This window comes from Niabella agricola (genome assembly GCF_021538615.1).
GTDB classification, from domain to species: Bacteria; Bacteroidota; Bacteroidia; order Chitinophagales; family Chitinophagaceae; genus Niabella; species Niabella agricola.
Genome location: NZ_JAJHIZ010000003.1, coordinates 2588787 through 2611664 on the forward strand (window position 1 = coordinate 2588787; position 22878 = coordinate 2611664).

General features: G+C 46.0%; 19 protein-coding genes. 3 read left to right on the top strand and 16 right to left on the bottom strand.

Going from position 1 to position 22878, the window contains the following annotated elements; genetic code table 11:
- The first annotated feature begins 116 nt into the window (after nucleotides 1-116).
- Nucleotides 117-1142, top strand: a complete 1026-nt coding sequence (gene hemH, locus LL912_RS16325; protein WP_235554647.1) for a ferrochelatase — start codon at nucleotides 117-119, stop codon at nucleotides 1140-1142.
- A gap of 89 nt (nucleotides 1143-1231) precedes the next feature.
- On the opposite strand, the gene LL912_RS16330 is transcribed toward hemH, so the two are convergent.
- From LL912_RS16330 to LL912_RS16340, 3 genes are read right to left on the bottom strand one after another with little or no spacing between them, the layout of a single operon-like run.
- A complete protein-coding gene (locus tag LL912_RS16330) occupies nucleotides 1232-2143 on the bottom strand; it encodes a hypothetical protein (RefSeq protein ID WP_235554648.1) in 912 nt (303 codons plus the stop codon).
- A gap of 6 nt (nucleotides 2144-2149) precedes the next feature.
- Nucleotides 2150-2566: a hypothetical protein gene (locus tag LL912_RS16335; RefSeq protein ID WP_235554649.1), complete on the bottom strand. Its 417-nt coding sequence runs from the start codon at nucleotides 2564-2566 to the stop codon at nucleotides 2150-2152.
- Nucleotides 2567-2583: 17 nt separating this feature from the next.
- Complete coding sequence (locus LL912_RS16340) at nucleotides 2584-4746, bottom strand: ATP-binding protein (RefSeq protein WP_235554650.1); 2163 nt, start codon at nucleotides 4744-4746, stop codon at nucleotides 2584-2586.
- Between the two features lie 401 nt (nucleotides 4747-5147).
- Between LL912_RS16340 and LL912_RS16345 the strand changes: the two genes are divergently transcribed.
- Nucleotides 5148-5708: a CopD family protein gene (locus LL912_RS16345; protein ID WP_235554651.1), complete on the top strand. Its 561-nt coding sequence runs from the start codon at nucleotides 5148-5150 to the stop codon at nucleotides 5706-5708.
- 371 nt (nucleotides 5709-6079) lie between these two features.
- Here LL912_RS16345 and LL912_RS16350 read toward each other — a convergent pair whose 3' ends face one another.
- The 12 genes from LL912_RS16350 to LL912_RS16405 form a co-directional block, all read right to left on the bottom strand.
- Nucleotides 6080-6574: a cytochrome C oxidase subunit IV family protein gene (locus LL912_RS16350; RefSeq protein ID WP_235554652.1), complete on the bottom strand. Its 495-nt coding sequence runs from the start codon at nucleotides 6572-6574 to the stop codon at nucleotides 6080-6082.
- A 77-nt stretch (nucleotides 6575-6651) separates the two neighbouring features.
- Entirely contained in the window at nucleotides 6652-7524 is an 873-nt protein-coding gene (locus tag LL912_RS16355) for a cytochrome c oxidase subunit 3 (RefSeq protein WP_235554653.1), read from the bottom strand.
- Between the two features lie 30 nt (nucleotides 7525-7554).
- The gene (locus tag LL912_RS16360; protein WP_235554654.1) at nucleotides 7555-8130 is read right to left on the bottom strand and encodes a cytochrome c oxidase subunit 3; all 576 of its coding nucleotides are present in this window, start codon (nucleotides 8128-8130) and stop codon (nucleotides 7555-7557) included.
- Between the two features lie 34 nt (nucleotides 8131-8164).
- Entirely contained in the window at nucleotides 8165-9064 is a 900-nt protein-coding gene (cyoE, locus tag LL912_RS16365; RefSeq protein WP_235554655.1) for a heme o synthase, read from the bottom strand.
- Nucleotides 9065-9129: 65 nt separating this feature from the next.
- Nucleotides 9130-10935, bottom strand: a complete 1806-nt coding sequence (locus LL912_RS16370) for a cytochrome c oxidase subunit I (RefSeq protein WP_235554656.1) — start codon at nucleotides 10933-10935, stop codon at nucleotides 9130-9132.
- Nucleotides 10936-10979: 44 nt separating this feature from the next.
- On the bottom strand, nucleotides 10980-12095 hold the full coding sequence (locus LL912_RS16375; protein WP_235554657.1) for a cytochrome c oxidase subunit II: 1116 nt from the start codon (nucleotides 12093-12095) through the stop codon (nucleotides 10980-10982).
- A gap of 55 nt (nucleotides 12096-12150) precedes the next feature.
- Nucleotides 12151-13389: a cation-translocating P-type ATPase gene (locus LL912_RS16380; RefSeq protein WP_235554658.1), complete on the bottom strand. Its 1239-nt coding sequence runs from the start codon at nucleotides 13387-13389 to the stop codon at nucleotides 12151-12153.
- A gap of 35 nt (nucleotides 13390-13424) precedes the next feature.
- A complete protein-coding gene (locus LL912_RS16385; RefSeq protein WP_235554659.1) occupies nucleotides 13425-14081 on the bottom strand; it encodes a c-type cytochrome in 657 nt (218 codons plus the stop codon).
- A gap of 89 nt (nucleotides 14082-14170) precedes the next feature.
- Nucleotides 14171-14758, bottom strand: coding sequence for a DUF3341 domain-containing protein (locus LL912_RS16390; protein WP_235554660.1), 588 nt, complete (start codon nucleotides 14756-14758; stop codon nucleotides 14171-14173).
- A gap of 134 nt (nucleotides 14759-14892) precedes the next feature.
- The gene (nrfD, locus tag LL912_RS16395) at nucleotides 14893-16338 is read right to left on the bottom strand and encodes an NrfD/PsrC family molybdoenzyme membrane anchor subunit (RefSeq protein WP_235554661.1); all 1446 of its coding nucleotides are present in this window, start codon (nucleotides 16336-16338) and stop codon (nucleotides 14893-14895) included.
- An 89-nt stretch (nucleotides 16339-16427) separates the two neighbouring features.
- Nucleotides 16428-19607, bottom strand: a complete 3180-nt coding sequence (locus tag LL912_RS16400) for a TAT-variant-translocated molybdopterin oxidoreductase (protein WP_235554662.1) — start codon at nucleotides 19605-19607, stop codon at nucleotides 16428-16430.
- A gap of 72 nt (nucleotides 19608-19679) precedes the next feature.
- Nucleotides 19680-20972 carry a c-type cytochrome gene (locus LL912_RS16405; protein WP_255785732.1) on the bottom strand — a complete coding sequence of 431 codons (1293 nt, stop codon included), beginning with the start codon at nucleotides 20970-20972 and terminating at the stop codon, nucleotides 19680-19682.
- Between the two features lie 498 nt (nucleotides 20973-21470).
- Between LL912_RS16405 and purN the strand changes: the two genes are divergently transcribed.
- Nucleotides 21471-22064: a phosphoribosylglycinamide formyltransferase gene (purN, locus tag LL912_RS16410; RefSeq protein ID WP_235554664.1), complete on the top strand. Its 594-nt coding sequence runs from the start codon at nucleotides 21471-21473 to the stop codon at nucleotides 22062-22064.
- A gap of 81 nt (nucleotides 22065-22145) precedes the next feature.
- Here the strand turns inward: purN and LL912_RS16415 are convergent, their stop codons facing one another.
- Nucleotides 22146-22877 (bottom strand): DUF4998 domain-containing protein, encoded by a 732-nt coding sequence (locus LL912_RS16415; protein ID WP_235554665.1) that lies wholly within the window; start codon nucleotides 22875-22877, stop codon nucleotides 22146-22148.
- Nucleotide 22878: the final 1 nt, after the last annotated feature.

Below are 22878 nucleotides of genomic sequence, written 5' to 3' on the forward strand. Positions count from 1 at the left end.
CGTAAAAATTTCAACCAGATTTTTTTGCAACGGTAAAAAGAATAACATAAAAACAGGCAGCACTTCCTGTAAGCACCATTGCAGACGGAAGCGCTCATTTTTTATATAAGAAAGCAATGCGTAAAACAGGAGTAATATTAATGAATCTGGGATCTCCGGATTCAACCGAGGTAAAGGATGTGAAACGATACCTGGACGAGTTTTTAATGGACAAACGGGTAATTGACAAGCCCTGGTTGTTACGGTTCCTTCTCATCAAAGGCATTATTGTTCCGTTCAGGGCCCCGAAATCGGCAGAGGCCTACAAGGCCATCTGGTGGAAGGAAGGCTCACCACTAATCGTGTTATCAAAACAACTGCAGGAAGCCGTTCAGAAAAAGACGGATCTTCCGGTTGAACTCTCCATGCGCTATGGAAACCCAACACCGGAAGCAGCCTATGCCGCCCTGCTGAAACGTATGCCGGACATAGAAGAAGTAATCCTGATGCCTTTGTATCCGCATTACGCCATGAGCAGTTTTGAAACGGCGGTGGAGCATATGAAAGATGCTTACAAAAAAAAGAATTATCCGTTCAAACTAAAGGTGGTCCCTCCTTTCTATAAACATCCTTCCTATATCCATGCATTGGCTGAAAGCATGCGGCCTTACCTGCAGGACGATTTTGACCAGTTGTTATTCAGCTATCACGGTATTCCCGAACGGCATGTGCTGAAGAGCGATCCTACCAAGCAACACTGTATGCAGGTAGAGAATTGCTGCTTTAAATCGAGCCCATCACACCCTACCTGCTACCGGCACCAGGTAACCATTACCAGTGAGCTGGTGGCTAAAAAACTGGGATTGCGTAAAGATCAATGGCAGCAAAGCTACCAGAGCCGCCTGGGGCGCGATCCCTGGCTATTGCCCAATACACAGGTCCGCCTGCCGGAGCTGCCGAAAGAGCAGGTTAAAAAGCTGGTAGTAGTGTGCCCCTCATTTGTTAGTGATTGCCTGGAAACGCTGGAAGAAATTGAAATGCGGGGCAAGGAAGAATTTATCGAAAACGGCGGTGAGCGTTATACCTATATTCCCTGCATGAATACCAGCGCGCTTTGGGTGGATGCCGTGCTGCAGTTGATTGAAGAAACCCGGCAGGCATAGGGAAATGGAGGGTTGAGGTTTGAATTCAGATGTCAGACGTCAGAGGTCAGAAATACAACCACATCTCCACATTTTCAAATTCCCCTTTTTTATAAACCGTTCAGGTCCGGCAATACCGTCCAATAGCTCAGCACGATACGCCTGCGCTCATCGGTGGGTTTATAATCGGTGATCCGTGGAGAAGGATATTCTTCTCCTTTTCCATAAGCCACATACCCGACTTTAAGTGTATTAAAATTTTTGAACTTGCCCGTATTGTTTCCCAGTACGATTTTCATATTACGCACCATTTCTTTTGCCCGCAGATCGGATAGTAACTGGTTCATTAGTTTTTGTGATGGATTATCACTATCCAGAATCTTCGTCATCTCTTTATAGAGTTGGCCGTTCCGGGCTACCGGCGTAGAATCTGAATACCCCACAAATACAATACGGGCTTCGCGCGCGATGCCAGCGTATTTATTGGAGAGGTAAGACAATGAATCGATAATGGGCGTAAAATGGGCACGGATAGAAGGCATGGCCGATTGCGGAATCCGGTATACACCTGGGTCAAAAAACGCCGCGTAATGAAACATCTGGTATTTGGCGGTACTTACCGATTCTTTCAGCATGCGATACACTTCCTCGCGCTTTTTTTGCGCCGTATTAAAGGAATCCAGGATGATGAGTTTTGCCAGAATATCAGAGGAGTTGATCCCCTTTTTGAACGAAGTCCTGCTTTTGGTAGCCGCGTCCATAATCAGCGCAAGCTCCTGGACGCTGTTCAGCCGGCCGTTAAGTTTGTCAAGGATCCGCTGAACATCATTGTTTAAAACACTGTCGATGCTATGGTTGCCTGCTTTAACATCCAGGATCTTTTTTATGGAATCCAGCTTAACGGACTCTGCATTTACTATTTTTTTGGTTTTTTCACTGGTGGCCCGGGCGGTTGTCAGCTGTTTTTGCGAGCCGCAGGAAAATAACATCAGAAGGGTGAAAACAAAAGGATAAAATTTCATAGTCAATTATTGAGGTACCGGCTTAATGGTAAAGCCCCCTTGTTTGTCGGGCTTACGGGTTTTAATTTTTTCTTCCAGTATCCGGTCATAAATTTTCTTCCGGTAGTCAGCTATTATTTCTTTGTTCGCTGTATCGGTGTTGCTTTTTTTCTGGGAGATCTGAGATATTTCCTTTAATTGTAAATTGATCAAAGTAGTATTGTTACCGAGTTTTAATTCATTAAACGACAACAGCATTTCATCAAGGGATGGATGCCGATGAGCATCAGCGCTGCGCTCTGAATCTTCCTGGAGCTGCCAGTTGAGCACCAGCCCAAGGACCAGGGCAATTGAAACCACCCATAATCCTGCAAGCATCATCCATATGGTCTTATTCAAACCCTCCTGCCTTAAGGTATCTTTTATACGCTGTTGGGATGCCATTGCTTTTGGATTATTTTTTATGATGTAAATACGGCTCCTGTTTTATCTACCTGTTGAATGAACGCTTCACATTCCCGGATCATTGTTTCGGCACTGCTATCTGCCGTTATGGTATGTTTTTTTAACAATTCCAGTATCGGATGGTTGGGGCCAAACGCGGAAAAGGTAGATTTAACACGATGCAGGATGCGCGCCAGCTCCTGGGCGTTACCCGCCGTGGCAGATGCGCGCAGGGCTTCTTTATCCAGTTCCCATTGCTTCCCGATTTCCGATAACAGTTCCTTCATCACCGCTTCATCGCCGCCTACCAGCTCCATAAAAAATTCCATACCACCGGTTGTATCCGTTACAGAAGCATGTGATTCTGCACCAGACCGCAGCGGCATCCATTTTAGTATCTTGCCGATAATATCGGGTTCCTCAATGGGTTTTGAAATATAGTCATTAAAACCTGCCGCAAAGCACCGCTTGATTTCATTTTCCATAACATAAGCAGTCATCGCAATGGCGGGTGTATGAATATGCAATTCATCCCGGATGATGGATATAGCTTTATAACCATTCATATGGGGCATCTGGATATCCATCAGAATCAGATCATAATGCTGCTCCTGTATCCGTTCCAGGGCCTCCAGGCCATTCTCGGCTACTTCTATATTGAGATGGTACTTTTTTAAAAGGTGCTTCAGCAACACCCGGTTGGCCGCATTGTCTTCTACTACCAATGCTGTATGTCCCGAAAAATCGGCGGTTGGTTTACCCGCTTTTTTGTGGGTTATTACAGGGGCATCTGTTACCTTTTCAAAAATAGCCGTAAACGTAAACTTGGATCCCAGCCCTATTTCGCTGTTTACAGAAACCGATCCTCCCATATGCTCTACCAGGCTTTTTACAATGCTCAAACCCAGGCCAGTGCCGCCATGCTGGCGGGTGGTCATTTGTTCCAGTTGCTCAAACCGGTCAAAAATAAGATCCACTTTTTCCTTCGGAATGCCTTCGCCGGTATCTTTTACACTAAATACCAGCTTATAAGCATCTTCCTTTTCAAACGGTAATATGCCCACGTGAATATGCACACCCCCATAAGATGTAAACTTAATGGCGTTGTTGATCAGGTTCACCAGCACTTGCTTCAGCCGCTCCGGATCCCCTTTTATAAATGTAGGTGTTTGCGGATCGATATCCCAGTGATAAGTCAGCTTCTTTTCATTTACAAGGGCCGAAAACATGCGTTTCAGGTCTTCAAATAATTCCGGCAGATTAAAGGGAATGCGTTTGATGCGAAGCTTGCCCGCTTCTATAGAGGAAAAGTCGAGTATATCATTTACAATATGCAGGAGGTTATACCCATTGGAAATAATGGTAGTTGTATATTCTTTTTGAGTCGGATTGAGCGGTGTATCAGATAGCAGATTTCCAAACCCGATGAGCGAATTTAAGGGAGTGCGCAGCTCATGACTCATATTTGCCAGGAATTCATCCTTGGCATTTTTGCTTTTGACGGCGGCCTCTCTCGCCAGGCGCAGTTCTTTTATCAGCACCTGCTGCTGCCACTGGCGGATTACGATAATCGTTGTAAAGATCAGCACGGCAATAATTGCCGCAATGGATAATACTCGGTTATACGCCGAAAGCTGACTGGCATGTGCTGAATTGGTAACCAGCGTTTGCTGTAATTGATTTTCCAGGAATTTTTCAACCAGTACTCCGTAGCGGTATACATTTTCACCGGGCTTTGATTTCCGGAGAGAGTCCGTCAGGTTATTCAGCAAATGGGCATCATTCTGTTGCCGGGCGTCTAAAACGGCATAGGAAAGATTCAACTGGGCATTTACCGCATCCATGAGGCTTTTCAGGTTAGGGATATGCCCTTTTCTGCCAATAGCTTCGTTCAGAATGTTTGCATTGTATCCAAACAATGTTAGGGAATCGCCCAATACGTCGGAAGAGTCCGCCCGGGTAATAGTGCTTATCTGACTAAATCGGGATTGCAATGTAAACGACATGTTTACGAGGTGTTGCATTTCATTGTTGGTCTTAAAGGTTTCAACCGCTTCAATATTTCCCTTTTGCAACGCCTGTGTAGCTTTATCGGTAAGTGTTTGCGTAAAGATGATGCTAGCAACGAGTAAAAAAGCAAAGAAAATAAGCAAAAAATAGTTATAGTTTCTTTTTTGCATGATTTACATATAATATTATATTTAAGTGCCGGGCACTGGTTTACTAACCTCCCCAAATACAGCATTTACCAGCAATGCCTTACTTCCCAAGGATACGGTTCATGATTTCGGGAGTCCAAAATTATATATATTCTCATTCTAATGCAAAAAGAAGGCCGGTATTTCGGACTTTGTGGTGAGCGCCGTTGGGTTTTGGTTTTGGCTACAACCAGCGCTGCGCCCTGATTCTTGACATAAAAACGAATATATCTGACTGATATCGAACACGTTGTGTTTTCAAGTGCTGAGGTATCGCTAAAGGCACCGCAAAAAAACCGTCATTTTTACAGAAACTGTTCCCCGGTATACAGAAAGCTGGTATCTTAGTCATCTGAATCGGTTTGTCTTAAATATACATCCCCTTGACTTATTTATATTTAAAAGCAGTTCATATTATTTTTGTGGTTACCTGGTTTGCAGGACTTTTTTACATGCCGCGGTTGTTCATTTACAACGTGGAAGCCAATGAACAGCCACAGCCGGCGCAGGAATTGCTGCACCGCCAGTTCACCAAAATGATGAAGCCGCTCTGGTATGGTATTACCTGGCCTTCGGCGATCATTACACTGATTATGGGGCTTTCCGTATTGTTTAAGGGCTCCTGGGCACAAACGCTTTTAAAACCCGAAGGTTTCTGGCTCCTGCTGAAGCTGATCCTGGTGTTGTTTTTATACGCCTACCATTACTCGCTGCACCGGATTTTTAAACAGCAAATGGCTGGAATTTATAAATACAACTCCGACCAGTTGCGGATGTGGAACGAGGTGGCCACCATCTTCCTGGTTGCGATTGTTATGCTGGTTGTGGTAAAAAAAGAGATCAGTGTTATCTGGGGCTTGGTGGGTATGCTCCTGCTGATCTTTATCCTGATGCTGGCCATCCGCATTTATAAACGGGTGCGCAATAGAAAAACAAGGGGTTGAGATCTTTTTTTGAAGGTTCTATTCGTTTCAAATTTAATATCCTGACAATTCGGAAGCGTTCCAGGTTTAACGTTTCAGTTTAGGTTCGGCTTTACGCCTGATGCACTTCTCCCAATTCGTTAATGGGCATTCCCTGTTTCCTGTGTAATATTGACCAAAGGAAGATCATTGCGCATAAGGGCAGCTTCACTTTTACATTTAATATTTCTCATTGGTCATGTTATATTCCCGCTGTGCGAGATCTGGCTTGATACACCATTCGCACATTCTCAAATTATAAAGTTACCCTATTCCTCCATCCTGCATTTTGCCAAATGAAAAGAGGGTATTCCGGAATCCGGAACACCCTCTTTTTATGTAATGAGTTTTTGTTATTGTCTTTGCCCTTTCTGACTGCTGAATTTATGCGCGTCGGAAGGAATTACCGGATGACCGGAAGGTGTGGTACTTTCCTTGAAATAAGGATCATACTGGTTCCGCATATTCTTGTAAGAATGGCCGTCTGCCAGGAAGGCTATGATAAACCAGATGAACAACAGCAAGGGAACCACGATGGTCATAATAAAGTTGCGGATCTCATCACCGAGGTGCATAAACACAGAAACAATGTAATAGGCTTTTGCCAGCGTTAAGATACAAACGACTCCTTTTATGAAAAGCAGCAGGGCGTGACTGGGTTCTCCTTTATGCAGGGCATAGATCGAAAAACCGAGGATTAGCTCTGCAATGGTCAACAGTGTAAGAATAATGGTGGTTTTTCGCACCCTGCGCTTAAACGTAGCGTCATCGGTATGATGCGCGAAGCTTACTTCCGGATAGGCTGCAGATGGTGAAATATCTTTTGTTGGATCGTAATGTTGTGACATAATTCTTTAAATTTCAAATATCAAATTCCAAATACAAGTCTGTTTTATTTCCCCTCGCCCAGGAGCGGGTTGCGGTTTTAAATAAGATAAAAACAAAGGAATACAAATACCCAAACCAGGTCTACAAAGTGCCAGTATAACCCGATTTTTTCGATCATCAGGTAATGTCCTCTGCGCTCGTATACGCCCATTTTTGTCTGGATCAGCATAATAATCAGCAGGATTACCCCAACAGATACGTGAAATCCATGGAAGCCGGTAATGCCATAGAAAAATCCGCCGAACGCGGCAGGTCCGCCTTTGCGCACCACCATTTCGCTGTTTGAAAGCATCTGGATCAGCTGGTCTTTAGGTGTTTGCAATAATTCGGCATGGCTTGCATGAGAAAGATGCTGCTCGTGTACCAGGGTGGCCAGGGTTTCGGTAGAAGATTTTGCCAGCGCCGGAGCTACCTCCTGCGGCAATACGATCTCACCCCAGGGATTGGAGCCATTCCGCTGTGCCAGCAGTTCAATATGATCACCAACCAGTGTAGGATGCTGACCGGTTAACAGGTGGTGCCATTCCCAGGCCTGGCACCCCAGGAAGATCAAACCTCCGATGATGGTAAAAATAAGGTACTTTTCTACGCCTTTCCGGTCGCGGTTATGCCCTGCGTGTACGGCCAGTACCATGGTAACAGAACTGATGATGAGCACGAAGGTCATTACACTCACAAAGGCCAGCGGAAGATTGGCGTGTCCAGCAAACGGGAAAGCGTTGAACACAACACTTGGCTCCGGCCAGTAGTTCAGCCCAAAACGTACGGTACCCAATGAGATGAGGAAGGCTCCAAATGTAAAGGAGTCGCTCAGCAGGAAATACCACATCATTATCTTTCCATACTCTATGTTAAACGGACTTTTTCCCCCGCTCCACCACTTGGTATTATGTGTTACTGTCTGTTCCATATTTGATTCGATCAATTTTGTAAAAGTTGTTTATCCCAGAATTATGAAAAATATCATTAAATACAGCCAAAGCAGGTCTACGAAATGCCAGTACATGCCCATTACCTCAACGGGCACCGCATCATAAGACTTTGTTTTTCCGGCAATTGATTTCAGAAAGATCACCAGGAGTGCAATTACACCGCCGATCACGTGCACCGCGTGCAGGCCGGCGATGGCATAAAAGAACTGCCCCGCTCCCGAAGCACCCTTAAACTGCACATTATTGTTCCAAAGCTGGTTAAAACCGATCACCTGGCAGATCACAAAAGCTGCACCCAACAGGAAGGTGATACCCAGCAGTCCACGATATTGCCCCATTCCCCGGCTTTTAAAGGCCTTTATGGCCATGAGCATGGTAAGGCTGCTGGCTAATATCAGCACTGTAGACACCCAGAAAATATTGGGCAATACAAAGGTTCTCCAGCCGGCCTGATTGCTTTTTACGATAAAAGCGCTGGTAAGCCCGGCAAACATCATCAGTATACTGGCAATAGCCACCCATAGCGCAAACTTATGCGGATGCAGTTTTCTATGTTGCTGTTCACTCACGATACTTGTGTTCATATATAATTTCTTATCAATAACCGTCTGTCAAAAATCAGGCTTTCGCCAGTAAAAGTGCCAGCAGTACTACCGGCAGATGAATATAACTTCCAAACATCACCTTTCTTGCAGAAGGCACATCCATTTTATTATAAAGCGCAATGGCCCTTCCGATCAGAAAAAGATTGGCCACAATGATCAACACCCCTCCAATCATTCCTTTCACCGTACTATATTCACAGATTCCCACAAAAAAAGGCGCAATGGTAATGGGCAGCATCAGCAGCGAATATACTACTGTTTGCAAGGCCGTAAACCGGGTTGGTCCTTTATCACTGGGCAGTAGCTTAAAACCAACACTGCTGTAATCCTTGTGCGCTACCCAGGCAATGGCCCAGAAATGGGGAAACTGCCAGAGGAACTGGATTCCGAACAACACGATCCCCCCCAACCAGTTGATCTGCTGACCCGGAACAAAGCCGGCCACCCAGCCGATCAAACAGGGAAAAGCCCCGGGGAAAGCGCCCACCAAAACAGCTACAGAGTTTACCTTTTTTAAAGGGGTATATACAAAGGCATAGAGGAAGAGGCTAAACGCCGCCAATGCACCTGCCGTCCAGTTAAAATAATACCCCAAAATAAAGATACCTACCGCGCCACTGAAAATGGCAAATCCCCAGCCCTGTTCAGGCGTTAGCCGTCCGGCAGCAACCGGACGTTTTGCTGTCCTTTTCATTTGGGCATCTGTATCCCTTTCTACAACCTGGTTGATGGTGTTGGCACTACCTGTTACCAGCAATCCACCTACAAAGAGCAAAACGATCCTCCACCAATCATACATCACATCTGGCACCAGCAGGTAACTGATCACGCTGCTGAAAACCACCATTATACTTAATGAGGGCTTCATCAACTGGAGAAAATCCCTCACTCCACCCTCTTCTGCTTTTTTCAATTTTTTATATTTAGTCAATAGGCAATGGTCAATGGTATTTCCTATTGAATCCTCACCATTCCCTTCTAATGTGTGCTTTCATTTTCACCCACTGGCTCGGTTTGCGGAATGAAATCTCTTCCGTCTTTACCATAATCATATGCCCAACGGTGCACCTCAGGAATTTCTCCGTCCCAGTTACCATGCCCGGGATGAATGGGTGTAGTCCACTCCAGGGTTGTTGCACCCCAGGGGTTTTGCGTACGCACCCTTCTTCCTTTATACATTGAATAGAAATAGTTGAACACAAACATCAGCTGCACTGCAAACACAATGATCGTAGCAACAGTAATCATAGCATCCAGGCTGTGGAACTGACTAAAGCTTACCCAGCTGCTCTTGTCCAGATAACGCCGCGGCATTCCTGCAAATCCCTGATAGTGCATGGGCCAGAAGATCAGGTAGGCACAAACGATGGTTACCCAGAAGTGGATATAACCCAGCGTATTGTTCATATACCGTCCGAACATTTTAGGGAACCAGTGATAGATCCCTGCAAACATTCCAAAGAAGGCCGATACCCCCATCACAATGTGGAAATGGGCAATCACAAACATGGTATCATGCAGGTGAATATCGATGGTAGAGTTTCCCAGGAAGATTCCGGTAAGACCACCGGAGATAAAGATGCTCACAAATCCAATAGCAAAGAGCATCGCCGGAGTAAACCGGATATTTCCTCTCCATATGGTGGTAATCCAGTTAAATACCTTGATGGCCGAAGGAATCGCAATCAGCAGGGTTAACAGTACGAACACCGAACCCAGGAAGGGGTTCAAACCCGTTACAAACATGTGGTGCGCCCAAACCAGGAAGGCCAGTACGCAGATTGCCATCAGTGAAGCGATCATGGCCATATAACCAAAGATCGGCTTACGGGAATTGATGGCCAGGATCTCAGAGGCCAGTCCCATTGTTGGCATAATAATAATGTATACCTCCGGGTGCCCCAGGAACCAGAACAGGTGCTGGTACAAGATGGCACTACCGCCTTCATTGGGCAGAGCCTGGCCTGCTACAAAAATATCGCTGAGATAGAAGCTGGTTCCCAGGTGACGGTCGAACATCAGCAGTACCAAACCAGACAACAGTACCGGGAAGGATAATACCCCCAGGATGGCAGTAAATAACAGCGCCCAGACAGTCAGTGGCATACGGGTCATCGACATGCCCTTGGTGCGCATATTCAGAATAGTGGAAATATAGTTCAGACCACCCAGCAACTGTGACGCAACAAACAGGGTCATGGCAATGATCCAAAGATCCATACCGCTTTTCGAACCCTGAGAAGCCAATCCCAGAGCACTCAACGGAGGATAAACCGTCCAACCGCCGGCTGCAGGTCCTGTTTGGGTGAATAAAGAAGATAACATTACAATGCTGGCAGCAAAGAACATCCAGTAAGACAGCATGTTCATAAACGGAGAAGCCATATCCCGCGCACCTACCTGCAAAGGAATCAACAGGTTGGCGAAGGTACCGCTCAATCCGGCCGTTAATACAAAGAAGATCAGCACGGTTCCGTGCATGGTCGTTAATGCATAATAAAATTCAGGTTTGATCTTTCCCCCCTCAGCCCATCGGCCAAAAAAGGTTTCCAGAATGGGGAAAGACTGATCAGGAAAACCCAGTTGTAAACGAAACAGCACCGAGAATAAACCACCGATAATCGCCCAGATAATACCCGTTACAAGAAATTGCTTGGCAATCATCTTGTGATCCATACTGAAGATATACTTCGATATGAATGTTTCTTTGTGATGATGAACATGCGGCTCTCCGGAATGACCATGACTCGCAACCTCATGCTGAATATGTAAAGTATCGCTCATAATTAACGTTTAAAAAACTGACCTATCTTTCTTTATCAAAAAAATTACTTCTTGCCCGCTGAATCTTTTTTTACTGCTGCTGTATCGGTTGCTACCTTAACGGAGTCTTTTACAGCCGGCGCAGCAGCAGTGGAATCTTTAGAAGCAGTAGTTGGCGCTGCAGCCGGAGCTGCCGCTTCTTTCACTTTTGCATATTGGGGTTTCTGAGAAGCCATCCATTGATCAAACTCCTCCTGGGTTTCCACAATGATTTCCCCACGCATACCGGTATGACCTGCACCACACATCTGATCACAGGCGATTTCGTATACAAATTTACTATTTCCGGTTTCTTTAATCATGTCCTTGGTGGTTTTTATTGGTGTAAACCACAGGGTAGTGGGTGTACCCGGAACCGCATCCATTTTCAGTCGGAAATGCGGCAATCCCACACTGTGTATCACATCCTTGGCACCAATAATCAGTTTTACCGGCTTTCCAACTACCAGGTGCATGGGAGCAGAGGTTACATAAACATCATCATGGTTGGCTGCATCATCCCAGATCTGTCCCAGGGGGTTATCGTGCGCCTCGTCGATGTTTTTATAATATTTTTTTCCAAAAACCCCGTCTTTGCCCGGGTAACGGAATTCCCATTTGAACTGGCTTCCGGTAATTTCGATCTGCATGGCATTCTCTGGCGCTGCTCCGGTAATACGGTACCAGTAAACAATCCCAAAACCAATAAGAATGGTTAACACGATCGCCGGCACCACAGTCCACAGCAGCTCCAGCTTATTATTATGCGGGAAATAGTACACCGTACGTTTGTCAGACTCCTGGTATTTAAAGGAGTACCAGAACAACAGGATCTGTGTTCCAAAGAATACCAAACCGGTAGCAATGATGGTATATTTCAGCATCCGGTCTACCAGGATTCCGTGATCCGAAGCCGAAGTTCCTAATTTCAAAATTTTATCGCCAAGTGTATGGTGTGCCCAATACACCCCAAACAATCCAACGATCAGAAATACCAGCAACAGAGCGGCATTGATCTTATTGGTTTGTTTCCTGGTTTTTTCTTCCCCCCGGATCACAGAAACAAATTCGCTTGCCCTTGCAATCTGAAAGGTTATAATAAAACCTAATATTAAAATGGCGAATATTAAAAAGTTTTGCATACGATGTTGTTCTAATATTTATTTCGACTACTATTTTTAAATTTCTGTTTCCCGATTAAGTATGGTGAATCACTGCTTCTTTTACAAACGGATGGTTCCGTGCGGTTAAAGAATGTTTGCTTAAGGTTTTGCCGGTCACAAACATAATGATACCCACAAAACCCAGCCCGATTCCCATATCAAACAGGATCATTGGTACTTTATTGGGCGACACTGCAGGGAATACCATCTGGAAAAAGTCGAGCCAGTGCCCGAAGATCACAAGTACAGCCACAATTGTGACAATGGTATAATTTCTTTTAGAGTCCCGGCTCATGAAGATGAGAATCGGGGCTACAAAGTTGATAATCAGCATCATCCAGAAAATAGCGCTGTAAATACCTTCTGCTCTGGGTTTAAAGTATACGGTTTCCTCAGGAATGTTTGCATACCAGATCAGCATGAACTGGGCAAACCACAAATAGGTCCAGAAAATGGAAAAGGCAAAAATGAACTTACCCAGATCGTGCAGGTGCTCTTTATTTACCAGGGGCAGGTAGCCATTGTTCTTTAGGAATACCACATACAGGGCGATGAGCGACATACCGGCTACAAAAGTGCTGGCAAAGTTATACCAGCTAAACATGGTGCTGTACCAGTGTGCATCAATACTCATAATCCACAGCCAGGGAACAGAAGACATAACGGTTAATGCAAATACCACGATGTACAGGGCTGCCATTACGGTGTTGTTCCAAACAAATTTCTTTCTTTTCTCCAGCGTACTTACTATTTCTCCTTCATCAGTTTTTAAAGACATCTGGCGCATTTTCCAACCCAAGAATGACCATAATACAACAGTAAGAACAGTAACCGTTGCAAAAAAGCCCTTACTCAGGAAACCGCTTTTATGCTGTAAAACGGGGTCGTGAGCAACATGCTCCGCATCCGTCCAGTGATAAATGGTATGATGATCTCCAAAACACAACGCCAGTAAAATCACCATGGCAATTACGCCGATTACCGGTACACAGGAAGCAATGGCTTCGGTAACACGGGTAAAAGCGATCTGCCATCCGCCCCAAGCCAGGGTGGTAGCACACATAAAGAACATAGCCGCATTTACTACCAGCAGGAAGTATACGCTGTTCTGGAGCAAACTGGCCCAAAAGCGTGCACGATTATCGTGATCCCCCTCGCCTCCAGTTGTCACAAACAGGGAAATCGCTGCGATGACACCCACCACCATTAACGCGAACGCTATCGTGTTATATCTTTTTGCAGGTATGAATTTTTCCGTAGTTGACGTTGACATTCGAATCTTATATTAATAGTTCTGTGAATTAGTTATTATTTTTTTGCTGTTGCATCTGCCGCCACTGCTGCTCCGGCTGTTTTTGTGCTGTCAGCTGCGGCTCCTGAAGCAGCGGCACCTCCCCCCTGCTTAGACTTGATAAATGTGATAATCTCCCATCTTTGTTTAGGGCTCAGCTGAGAAGCGTAACTTCCCATCTGTCCTTTACCATAAGTAACGGAATAAAACATCGTACCGGCAGGAAGCGCCTTCATATCTGCAGCCATAAAATCCTTTGGCGCTGCGGTATAAGGTCCTTCACCACCATTGAAGAGGGGTCCGTTGCCATCCAGTTTTGCCCCATGGCAGATGCCGCAGTTTACCAGGTACAAGCGTTCCGCTTCCTTCATATCGATTTTAGTACCAGCAGAATCCAGGGGATTTTTCAGTTGCGCCGACTGCGCATATCCTATCGAATCATGCGGCAGGTTAAACGCAAACTCCGCATCCTCGCCTCTTGCCACCGTACCGGGCACCGGCTTGCGATTGTAGAAAACACCTTCCTTTTCCAGATCGGCGGTGGAAGCATAGGTTTCATAGGCCCTGCTATAGGTCATGTCCGGCATGTATGAACGACCTGGGTTACTATCCGCTCCGCAACCTGCCGCTATTGCGCTAAAAGCCACCGTTGCTATAAATATATATTTATTCATGTTTCCTTTTATCAAAATTTGTTTGAGATTTGAGGTTTGAGGTTTGAGATCGGGACAACATCAAACCAAAAACATCAAACTATAAATGCTTATACTGCAGCTACTTTTTTACCAAAACGAACTGTTTCCCGGTCGTAACGGCCAAACCACCATCCGGTTTCGCGGCTTTGCACCTGTACATCCTGTGCACCAGCCTCTTTCAGAAATGCGATCGCTTCCGCTTCGTTGGTTTTATCGGTACATTCAACAGCCATTACAAACGTGTCATCCGTACTGCGCGGGTTAAAATGATCCTTTTTTACAAAAGGCGCCAACTGGCAAAGCCAGCAAAAAGTCAACACCATTCCAACTGCGGAGAACAACACCGTCAGCTCAAACATGATCGGAATCCAGGCCGGCAGCGAAAAGAAGGGTTTGCCTCCAAAATTGATCTGCCAGTCGCGCGCCAGCGCCCAGGTAATAAAGCTGATCGCGGTAGTGGTACCGGTAATACCATATATAAAACCGGCAATGTGCAGGTCCGTATCTTTCATTCCCAGTTCCTTGTCTAAACCATGGATGGGGAAGGGCGTATACACATCATGTATCTTATAACCGGCGCGACGCACTTTCTTCACTGCAGGAAAAAGTACCGCTTCCTCGTAAAAATTGCCTGTAATAAACTTCTTGATGGCCATATTTTCTATTTGTTTCAGGTTCCAGGTTTAACGCTTCATGTTTATCCCTCTTACCTTATTATTTTTTTTCAATTTTACTACTTCAGGTTACAGATATCAACGTGAAACATTGAACGTGCAACCTGAAACTATTCCTAATGGTGTGCATTCGCATGTTCGAATGCTTCCAGCGATTCGTTCTCGTCTTTCTCCATCTGCTCTTTGAAATTGTCACCACTGCGTTTCAGGATATGCTTGATCTCCGCAATGGCAATAACCGGGAAGAATTTAGAGAAGAGGAAGTAACAGGTAAAGAACAGTCCGAATGTACCCATATAGAACCCGATTTCCCAGATGGTAGGTGTATAGTATGTACTCCAGGAGCTGGGCAGGTAATCGCGGTAGATAGAGGTAACGATGATCACAAAACGCTCGAACCACATACCGATATTTACCAGGATACTCATAAAGAAGGTCACCAGCAGGTTGCGGCGCATTTTCTTAAACCAGAAGATCTGCGGAGACAATACGTTACATCCCATCATCAGATAATAACTCCATCCGTAAGGACTGCTGAGGTTTACCCGATTTTCACGGAATGCGAACCACTCATACTCCACATGGCTGTACCATGCAATAAACAACTCTGTTAAATAGGCGATCCCCACAATCGATCCCGTCAATACAATTACCTTGTTCATTACATCGATGTGCTCCATGGTGATGTATTCTTCCAGCCCCAGTACCTTACGGGTAATGAGCAGCAGGGTTTGTACCATTGCAAAACCGGAGAATACCGCACCCGCAACGAAATAGGGCGGAAAGATCGTGGTGTGCCATCCGGGAATTACCGATGTAGCAAAGTCGAACGATACGATGGTGTGTACCGAAAGTACCAGGGGGGTACTTAAACCGGCTAATACGAGTGACAGTGCCTCATGACGCTGCCAGTGCTTGGTGCTTCCCGTCCATCCGAAAGAAGCCATACCATAAAATAATTTACGCCATTTTAATTTGGCCCGATCTCTTAATGTAGCCAGGTCAGGTAACAGACCGCAATACCAGAACAGGAGCGAAACGGTAAAGTACGTAGAGATCGCAAATACGTCCCAAAGCAGTGGGGAGTTAAAGTTCACCCACAGCGGACCCCGGGTATTGGGGTAAGGCATTACGAAGAAGGCGTTCCATACACGGCCCATGTGCCAGATCGGAAACTGTCCTGCGCACATCACCGCAAAGATCGTCATGGCTTCCGCAGCACGGTTTACCCCGGTTCGCCATCCCTGGCGGAACAGTAAGAGGATCGCCGAGATCAGGGTTCCTGCGTGACCAATACCCACCCACCATACGAAGTTGGTGATATCCCAGCCCCAACCAATGGTTTTATTCAGGTTCCACTGGCCGGTACCATACATCACCTCCATGGTAACGGAAACAATACCAAATATTAATAATCCGACGGAGATGATAAATCCCACCCACCAAAGCTTACTTGGAGTGGCCTCCACAGGACGACATATATCTTCTGTAATCTGGTGATAGTCCTTGCTTCCTTCCACCAATGGTCCCCGTACTTGCGATTCGTATCTGTTTAGTGACATACTTTTATTTTGTTTGAGGTTTAAAGTTTAAAGCCTGAAATTGCTCGCTCTAAACTTTTCCGCCCTTTAACTGTAATACTTTTCTACTATTAATGATGTGCCGCTTCTTCGTGCTTTTCTGCCGCCGGCACTGTTGCTCCATGATTTTCGCCATGACCGCTCTCCGCTCCATGTCCTTCTGCTCCATGCGCATTACCTCCGATGATCTCATCCGTATTCCGGATTTTGGAGAAGTAGCTTACATTCGGCAGTACGTGCAGTTGCTCCAGCGAGTAAAACAAACGCTGCGGGTTGTTTAAGCGTACCTGGCTGATGGCGCTGTGCATATCTCTTGCATCACCAAATACGATCGCATTGGTAGCACAAGCCTGCTGACAGGCGGTTTTTGCTTCGCCGTCTTTCAGCGGACGGTTTTCTTTCTTCGCATCCAGTTTTGCATGCTGCAGGCGCTGGATACAGAACGAACATTTCTCCATTACCCCTCTGGAACGTACCGTAACATCCGGGTTCAGCACCATGCGGCTTACGGCATCGTTCATCTGGTGTACCACCGGATCCAGCACGCCTACCAGTTTCTGATCCTGGTTGTTCGGGAAAGAATCCGCACCGGTATAGTCGGCCCAGTTAAAGCGCCGTACTTTAAACGGACAGTTATTCGCGCAGTAACGGGTACCGATACAACGGTTGTATGCCATCTGGTTGATCCCTTCCGAGCTGTGGTTGGTGGCTGCCACCGGACAAACGTTCTCACAGGGAGCATTGTCGCAATGCTGACAAAGCATTGGCTGGAATACCACCCCTTTCAGGTTATCGGGATCTTTTTCATCACTCACAAAGTACCGGTCGATGCGCAGCCAGTGCATATCATGGTAGCGCAATACTTCGCTCTTTCCTACTACGGGTACGTTATTTTCAGCATGACAGGCAACCACACAGGCGCTACAGCCGGTGCAGGCATTCATGTCGATATTCATCCCCCACTTGATGCCGGGTTTCTCGTGATCACCATAAAGGGTAGCTTCTTTTCTGAAATCACCGGTATTTTTTGCGTAATTCTCAACCAGTTTTTTACGGAAATCCAATACCTCATTGGGTTTCTGGCGATAAGTAGCCAGGCTGGTTTCACGCACCACTTCCACACGTCCTTCATAGGAATTATGGATCTGCGTTTGCGCCACCTTCTCTTTTCTGCCGGTATTGGAAACCGTTACGTTGGCAGCAAAGTAATTAATGCCGCTTCCGTCTTTTGCCATCGATGCAAAAGGAAATACATTCACACCTACGCCGGCAGCGGTTCTGCCCAGCTTTTCGCCGCGGCCATAACCGATTGCTACTGCAATGGTATTGGCATTCATGCCCGGCGTAACAAGGATCGGCACTTCGATCGTGTGCTTGCCATCACTTATTTTAATCACCGGCTTGTCCGGGTAATATTCATAATCCACATCGGTTACAATCCCCAGCTCTTTGGCCTTGGGTATGGAGATCAGTGCATAGCTGCCCCAGTTGGCCTTTGAAACCGCATCCGGCAATTCCTGTAACCAGGGGTTTACGGCACCGTAGCCCGGTCCGATAGATACTTTTTCATACAGCACCAGTTCATCTTTTCCACCAGCAGGGTGTGCCGCAATAGCAGTAGCCGCTGCAGCCACTGCCCCTCCGTTAAATGTACCCGAACCGCTGGCGGCCTCTTCCAGTACGCCGTTTTCCAGGGCTTTATGATAGGCCGTTTCACTGCCGGCTTTCTGGTGCCAGTAGTTTTTAACATACGTATCATAATCTTCTGCGCTGCCGCTCCATTTCAATAAAGAAGTCTGGAAAGGACGGGTTTTGAATAACGGGAAAATTGTAGGCTGAATAAAGCTGTAAACGCCGGTCTTGGGTTCCGCATCACCCCAGCTTTCCAAATAATGGGGTGAAGGCAGGATGTATTTACACAGTTCTGTGGTTTCGTCCATACGATATCCAAAAGAAACCGTGGTCTTGATTTTTGATAAGGTATTGGCAAAGCGCTTGCCATCGAAATAATCGTAAACAGGATTGGCTTCATGGATCAGCAGGGCATCTACCTGTCCGGCTTCCATCTGCGCCAGCAGGTCTGCAAATTCTTTATCGGTTCCTTTGCGGGACTGGTCGGCTCTTGACCAGTCGATGGTAGTACCATAAGCGCCGATGGCGTTGTTGATGGCATTTACCACAATCTGGATGTTTACGTCGTTGCTGCCACAAACCACCAGGCCTTTACCCGCAGCCGCCTTCAGCTCACCCGCTACTTTGGCAATGCCGGCATTCAGCTTGGCATCTGCAATTGCAGGAGCGGTAACACCACCGCCAACAGCCGCCAGTAAGGCCAGGGCCACGGCACCGGTTTGAGAAGGACGATGGGTAAAGCGCTCGTCGGCATTGGAGCCGGTTAAGCTCAGGAATGATTCAAACTGATAGTGTTTGTTCATTACCGGGTTCTTTTCGTCGATTCTTCTGCCCTTGGCATAGCCCGCAGCGTTTTCTTCACTGTTCAGCCAGGTACCCAGGAAATCGGCACCCAGGCTTACAATTACAGCCGCCTGATCAAATTTATAAGAGGGTATTTTTCGTCCAAAGCCCGATGCTTCATTGGCCAGGAGGATACCATTATAACTTACTGCGTCGTATTGAACCAGGCGGATCTTGGGATTTTTTGCAATAATGTCCAGTGTGGACGGGGAATTGATGGAGCTCGTTAACAGCACCACCGAACTGGCAGCAGCCAGGTCCGCAGCAATGGCCTTATCCAGCACATCGTACATGCTTTCCTCAAACTTATTGCCCACTTTACGTTGCGGGAAACGCAGCCGGTGCATATCATAAAGATCCAGCACTGAAGCCTGCACCCGGGCCGAAGTACCGCCATTGGTTGCAGAAAGATAGTCGTTTCCTTCTATTTTGATCGGGCGGCCATCGCGCACTTTTGCAATCACCGGAACCGCATCCCCACCCTGTGTAAAGGTGGTCGCATAATACTTCGCTTCACCCGGCACCAGGTTATCGGGTTTGTTTCCGTAAGGAATGGCTTCCCGTACTTTGGTTTTACAGCTTGCTGCCAGTGTTGCCGCAGCAGTACTGAAACCCAGGTATTTTAAGAAATCTCTTCTGGGTGCCTTTGCATCCATTAAACCTTTACTGTCAAAATCTTCAAAAGGGAGTTCATCACGAAACTCATCCTGAACCCGCTTTTGAAACTTTTCGGAATCATTTAATTCGCCGAAACCCTGCCAGTATTTATTGCTCATTTATCTCTGTTTGAATATTTTGAAAATTTACGCATTCACCGGGAGTGGTTTGAAACGCGCTCCCGCACTCTGTTAATAGTGACACTTCTGGCACTCCAGTCCTCCAATATCTTTCACGGTCACGCTGTCCATTTTACCTGATTTGATGTCGTTATGGAACTTCTCGTAAATACTGTAAAACTGGTTGCCGCTCGTAGAATCCACGTTAAAGTTTACTTTGGTCTGACGGTGACAGTTTACGCACCAACCCATGCTCAGCTCAGCAAACTGGTGCACTTCATCCATCTGGGTGATCTCCCCGTGACAGGTCTGGCACTGTACATTGCCCACTCTTACGTGCTGGCTATGGTTAAAGTAAACATGGTCGGGAAGATTGTGGATCTTTACCCAATCGATCGGTTTTGCCTTATTCGGATCCCATGCATCGGGATTTTGAGGATCAAAGCCTGCATATTGGTACAGTTTTGCAATTTCTGCGGTACCATCTACCGGATTGCCATTTTTATCTTTCAGCTCAGGACCATTGTATTTCTGGATGGTTTTGTGACAGTTCATACACACGTTTACAGAAGGCACGGCAGCCGTCTTACTTTCCCACGCGTTACCGTGACAGTATAAACAGTTGATCTGGTTGATGCCTGCATGCACTTTGTGCGAATAGAAGATCGGCTGTTTGGGCTCATAATTTTTCTGCCGGTTCATGTTGATCATCGCCTTTGTAGTAAAGTAACCGCCAATGATGAACAGCAGGATAGCAGCCGTAGCCAGATAAATCTTATTTTGCAAGAAGGGAACGGCTTCCGGCGTTTTTTTGCCTTCGGTATCGTCAGAGATCTTTCTCAGGTTCTTGTTTACAAAGATCAGGATCAGCGCCGCCAGGGCCAGGATCAGGGTAATGATACCATATAATAAAGGATGCTGGCTGGAATCGCTTTCACCGGCTGCTTTTTCCGCTGTACCAGTGCCTCCGCCTTTTCCGGCATCCAGTTTGCCACTTCCTTTGTCATCGATGTATTTTAAAATCGCATCTATCTGAGGATCAGTAAGATCAGGAAAGGTCTGCATCGCCGTAGGTTTCAGCTTTGAAACTTCCACGGCTTTGGGATAGCCGGAGGCGATCAGCTTCTGGTTATTCCGGATCCACTCATGCAGCTTGCTTTTGTCTTCCCACTGACCTTCCACACCAAACAGGGGCGGACCGGTCATATCGGTTTTCATATCACCGGAGTGACAGCTTTGACACTTGCTGATAAACAATTGTTTACCATCGGCGTCCTGTGCGGCAATTGAATTAAACCTGGAAAGAGTGAAAAGCGTTAGTATAATTAAGAAGAATCGATTAATTATATACTTAGAAATAGTCATAAACGCATTAAATCTAAAAATGTGGATAAATGTCTCTGATCAACTGCAAAAATAAGGGTCGGGCTTAACAAAACAACAACATTTTATAAATTTTTTAAACCCGCTACCAGCTTGTGTTTCAGCCGATTTTCGGGTATATTTTTTTCAATTGAAAAAATCTTTGTCATTAAAAAGTCATCGGTTTCCCATTTAAGCGAGTTGTTCACATCCCCTCTGTTTAGCACCATTATTGATCCGCATCAATTTTTGCACCTTACATACAAACGACTGTAATTAACCAACGGATTTAGAATCGTTTAAGTGCTGCCCACACATCCATATCTTTACGGCTTCCTTTTTTGCCCTCAATTGTCTTTCACCTTCAGCCATCGCCTATGAAAATCAGTTCTTTTATCCAGGCTATCGGGAGCTTCCTTTTAAAAATATTCGGGTATTTGGTGGTTCTGCAGGTCAATTTTTGGTGAACTCCGTAAATTGTAAAATATTTGATCCCATTATATGAAAAAGAAGATCGCCATTTTTGCCAGCGGGGCTGGCTCCAATGCACAGAAGCTGATAGATTATTTCCGGAATCATGCATTTGCCAGCGTTTCCCTGATTGTATGCAATAAACCCGGAGCGGGAGTTACCCATATTGCGGAAGCCGAGGGGATCGAGTTGCTTCTTACCGACCGGTTGTCGCTCCAATCGGCTGAATTTCCTCAAAAATTGCTCGAAAAAGGCATAGATTTCATCATTTTGGCCGGTTTTCTGTTAAAAATTCCCGGATCTCTGATTGAAGCCTTTCCGCAACATATTATTAATATACACCCGGCGCTTTTGCCCAAATACGGGGGAAAGGGTATGTATGGACATTTTGTACATGAAGCCGTTATTGCCGCCGGGGAAAAGGAAAGCGGCATCACCATTCATTTTGTTGATGAGCATTATGACCATGGTGCTACCATTTTCCAAACCACCTGCCCGATATCAGCATCCGATACCCCCGAATCGCTGGCCCAAAAAATCCATTTCCTCGAACACCAGCATTTTGCGCCGGTGGTGGAACAGCTGGTGATGAATAGTCAATCTGCCACTTTATATAATAAATAATCATAAAAAATACAAAACCCGGCGAACAATCCGGGTTTTGCGTGTGAAGCGTTAAATAGTTTTTTGCTGTAATTGCCCCTGTTATTTGGGATATTGCGCTTCCTTAAATGGCGTATAGAAAAAATCGATCACAGCAGCCATAGGTTTATATACCGTCCGGTATTTAATCGTACTGGGATTTTTGATATTTCCTAATAAGGCAAATTCCTCATAAGGGGTAATTTTCACCGATACTTCAGCCCCGGAGGTATTTATATACACCACCTCTGTATACTGCATGGGATAAAAATTGCCCGGCCTTGGCAGGTTAGGCTCCCTGGCAAAAACTGCAGAAGGTACTGTTATGATTGTATCCGGCGCCGCAAATTTCAGGAAAGACCGGTTTGTAAGCGTATTGGCGTAGCTCTGCCCGTAAATGAACTGGCTTGTTGTAACAGCTCTTGAACTATCGGTATCACTGGCATAAGTGCGGATATCGATAGAATAGGTCGACTCATCCAGGTTGTCGAGCGGATACTCTTTGATTTTACCATAATCGGTTGCAGCTACAGGAAACCGGAGAACCGTTTGGTTTGAAGAAAGACTGTTCCTCACAAAGGCTTTAAAAAACGAAATCTTGGGATCGGTGGTCATCCGGAATCTGAGGATGGCCCTCCGGTCTCCCGGGATGATTGACAAGGAATCAATCCGCCCCGGGTAATACACCTCTCCCTGTTTCAGATAGTCGCCGTAGTACTCATCCGAACGCGTACAGCCGAGCAGGGATATTGTTATTGTACCAACAAACAGAACATAGTTCAATAATCTTTTCATA

What these genes read in the sequence shown, in the direction of transcription:
- LL912_RS16390 (WP_235554660.1), bottom strand. Translation starts at nt 14,758, where the DNA reads ATGGCCATCAAGAAGTTTATTACAGGCAATTTTTACGAGGAAGCGGTA.
- LL912_RS16360 (WP_235554654.1), bottom strand. Translation starts at nt 8,130, where the DNA reads ATGAACACAAGTATCGTGAGTGAACAGCAACATAGAAAACTGCATCCG.
- nrfD (WP_235554661.1), bottom strand. Translation starts at nt 16,338, where the DNA reads ATGTCACTAAACAGATACGAATCGCAAGTACGGGGACCATTGGTGGAA.
- LL912_RS16355 (WP_235554653.1), bottom strand. Translation starts at nt 7,524, where the DNA reads ATGGAACAGACAGTAACACATAATACCAAGTGGTGGAGCGGGGGAAAA.
- LL912_RS16330 (WP_235554648.1), bottom strand. Translation starts at nt 2,143, where the DNA reads ATGAAATTTTATCCTTTTGTTTTCACCCTTCTGATGTTATTTTCCTGC.
- hemH (WP_235554647.1), top strand. Translation starts at nt 117, where the DNA reads ATGCGTAAAACAGGAGTAATATTAATGAATCTGGGATCTCCGGATTCA.
- LL912_RS16350 (WP_235554652.1), bottom strand. Translation starts at nt 6,574, where the DNA reads ATGTCACAACATTACGATCCAACAAAAGATATTTCACCATCTGCAGCC.
- LL912_RS16405 (WP_255785732.1), bottom strand. Translation starts at nt 20,972, where the DNA reads ATGACTATTTCTAAGTATATAATTAATCGATTCTTCTTAATTATACTA.
- LL912_RS16335 (WP_235554649.1), bottom strand. Translation starts at nt 2,566, where the DNA reads ATGGCATCCCAACAGCGTATAAAAGATACCTTAAGGCAGGAGGGTTTG.
- LL912_RS16370 (WP_235554656.1), bottom strand. Translation starts at nt 10,935, where the DNA reads ATGAGCGATACTTTACATATTCAGCATGAGGTTGCGAGTCATGGTCAT.
- LL912_RS16385 (WP_235554659.1), bottom strand. Translation starts at nt 14,081, where the DNA reads ATGAATAAATATATATTTATAGCAACGGTGGCTTTTAGCGCAATAGCG.
- LL912_RS16380 (WP_235554658.1), bottom strand. Translation starts at nt 13,389, where the DNA reads ATGTCAACGTCAACTACGGAAAAATTCATACCTGCAAAAAGATATAAC.
- LL912_RS16375 (WP_235554657.1), bottom strand. Translation starts at nt 12,095, where the DNA reads ATGCAAAACTTTTTAATATTCGCCATTTTAATATTAGGTTTTATTATA.
- purN (WP_235554664.1), top strand. Translation starts at nt 21,471, where the DNA reads ATGAAAAAGAAGATCGCCATTTTTGCCAGCGGGGCTGGCTCCAATGCA.
- LL912_RS16415 (WP_235554665.1), bottom strand. Translation starts at nt 22,877, where the DNA reads ATGAAAAGATTATTGAACTATGTTCTGTTTGTTGGTACAATAACAATA.
- LL912_RS16400 (WP_235554662.1), bottom strand. Translation starts at nt 19,607, where the DNA reads ATGAGCAATAAATACTGGCAGGGTTTCGGCGAATTAAATGATTCCGAA.
- LL912_RS16340 (WP_235554650.1), bottom strand. Translation starts at nt 4,746, where the DNA reads ATGCAAAAAAGAAACTATAACTATTTTTTGCTTATTTTCTTTGCTTTT.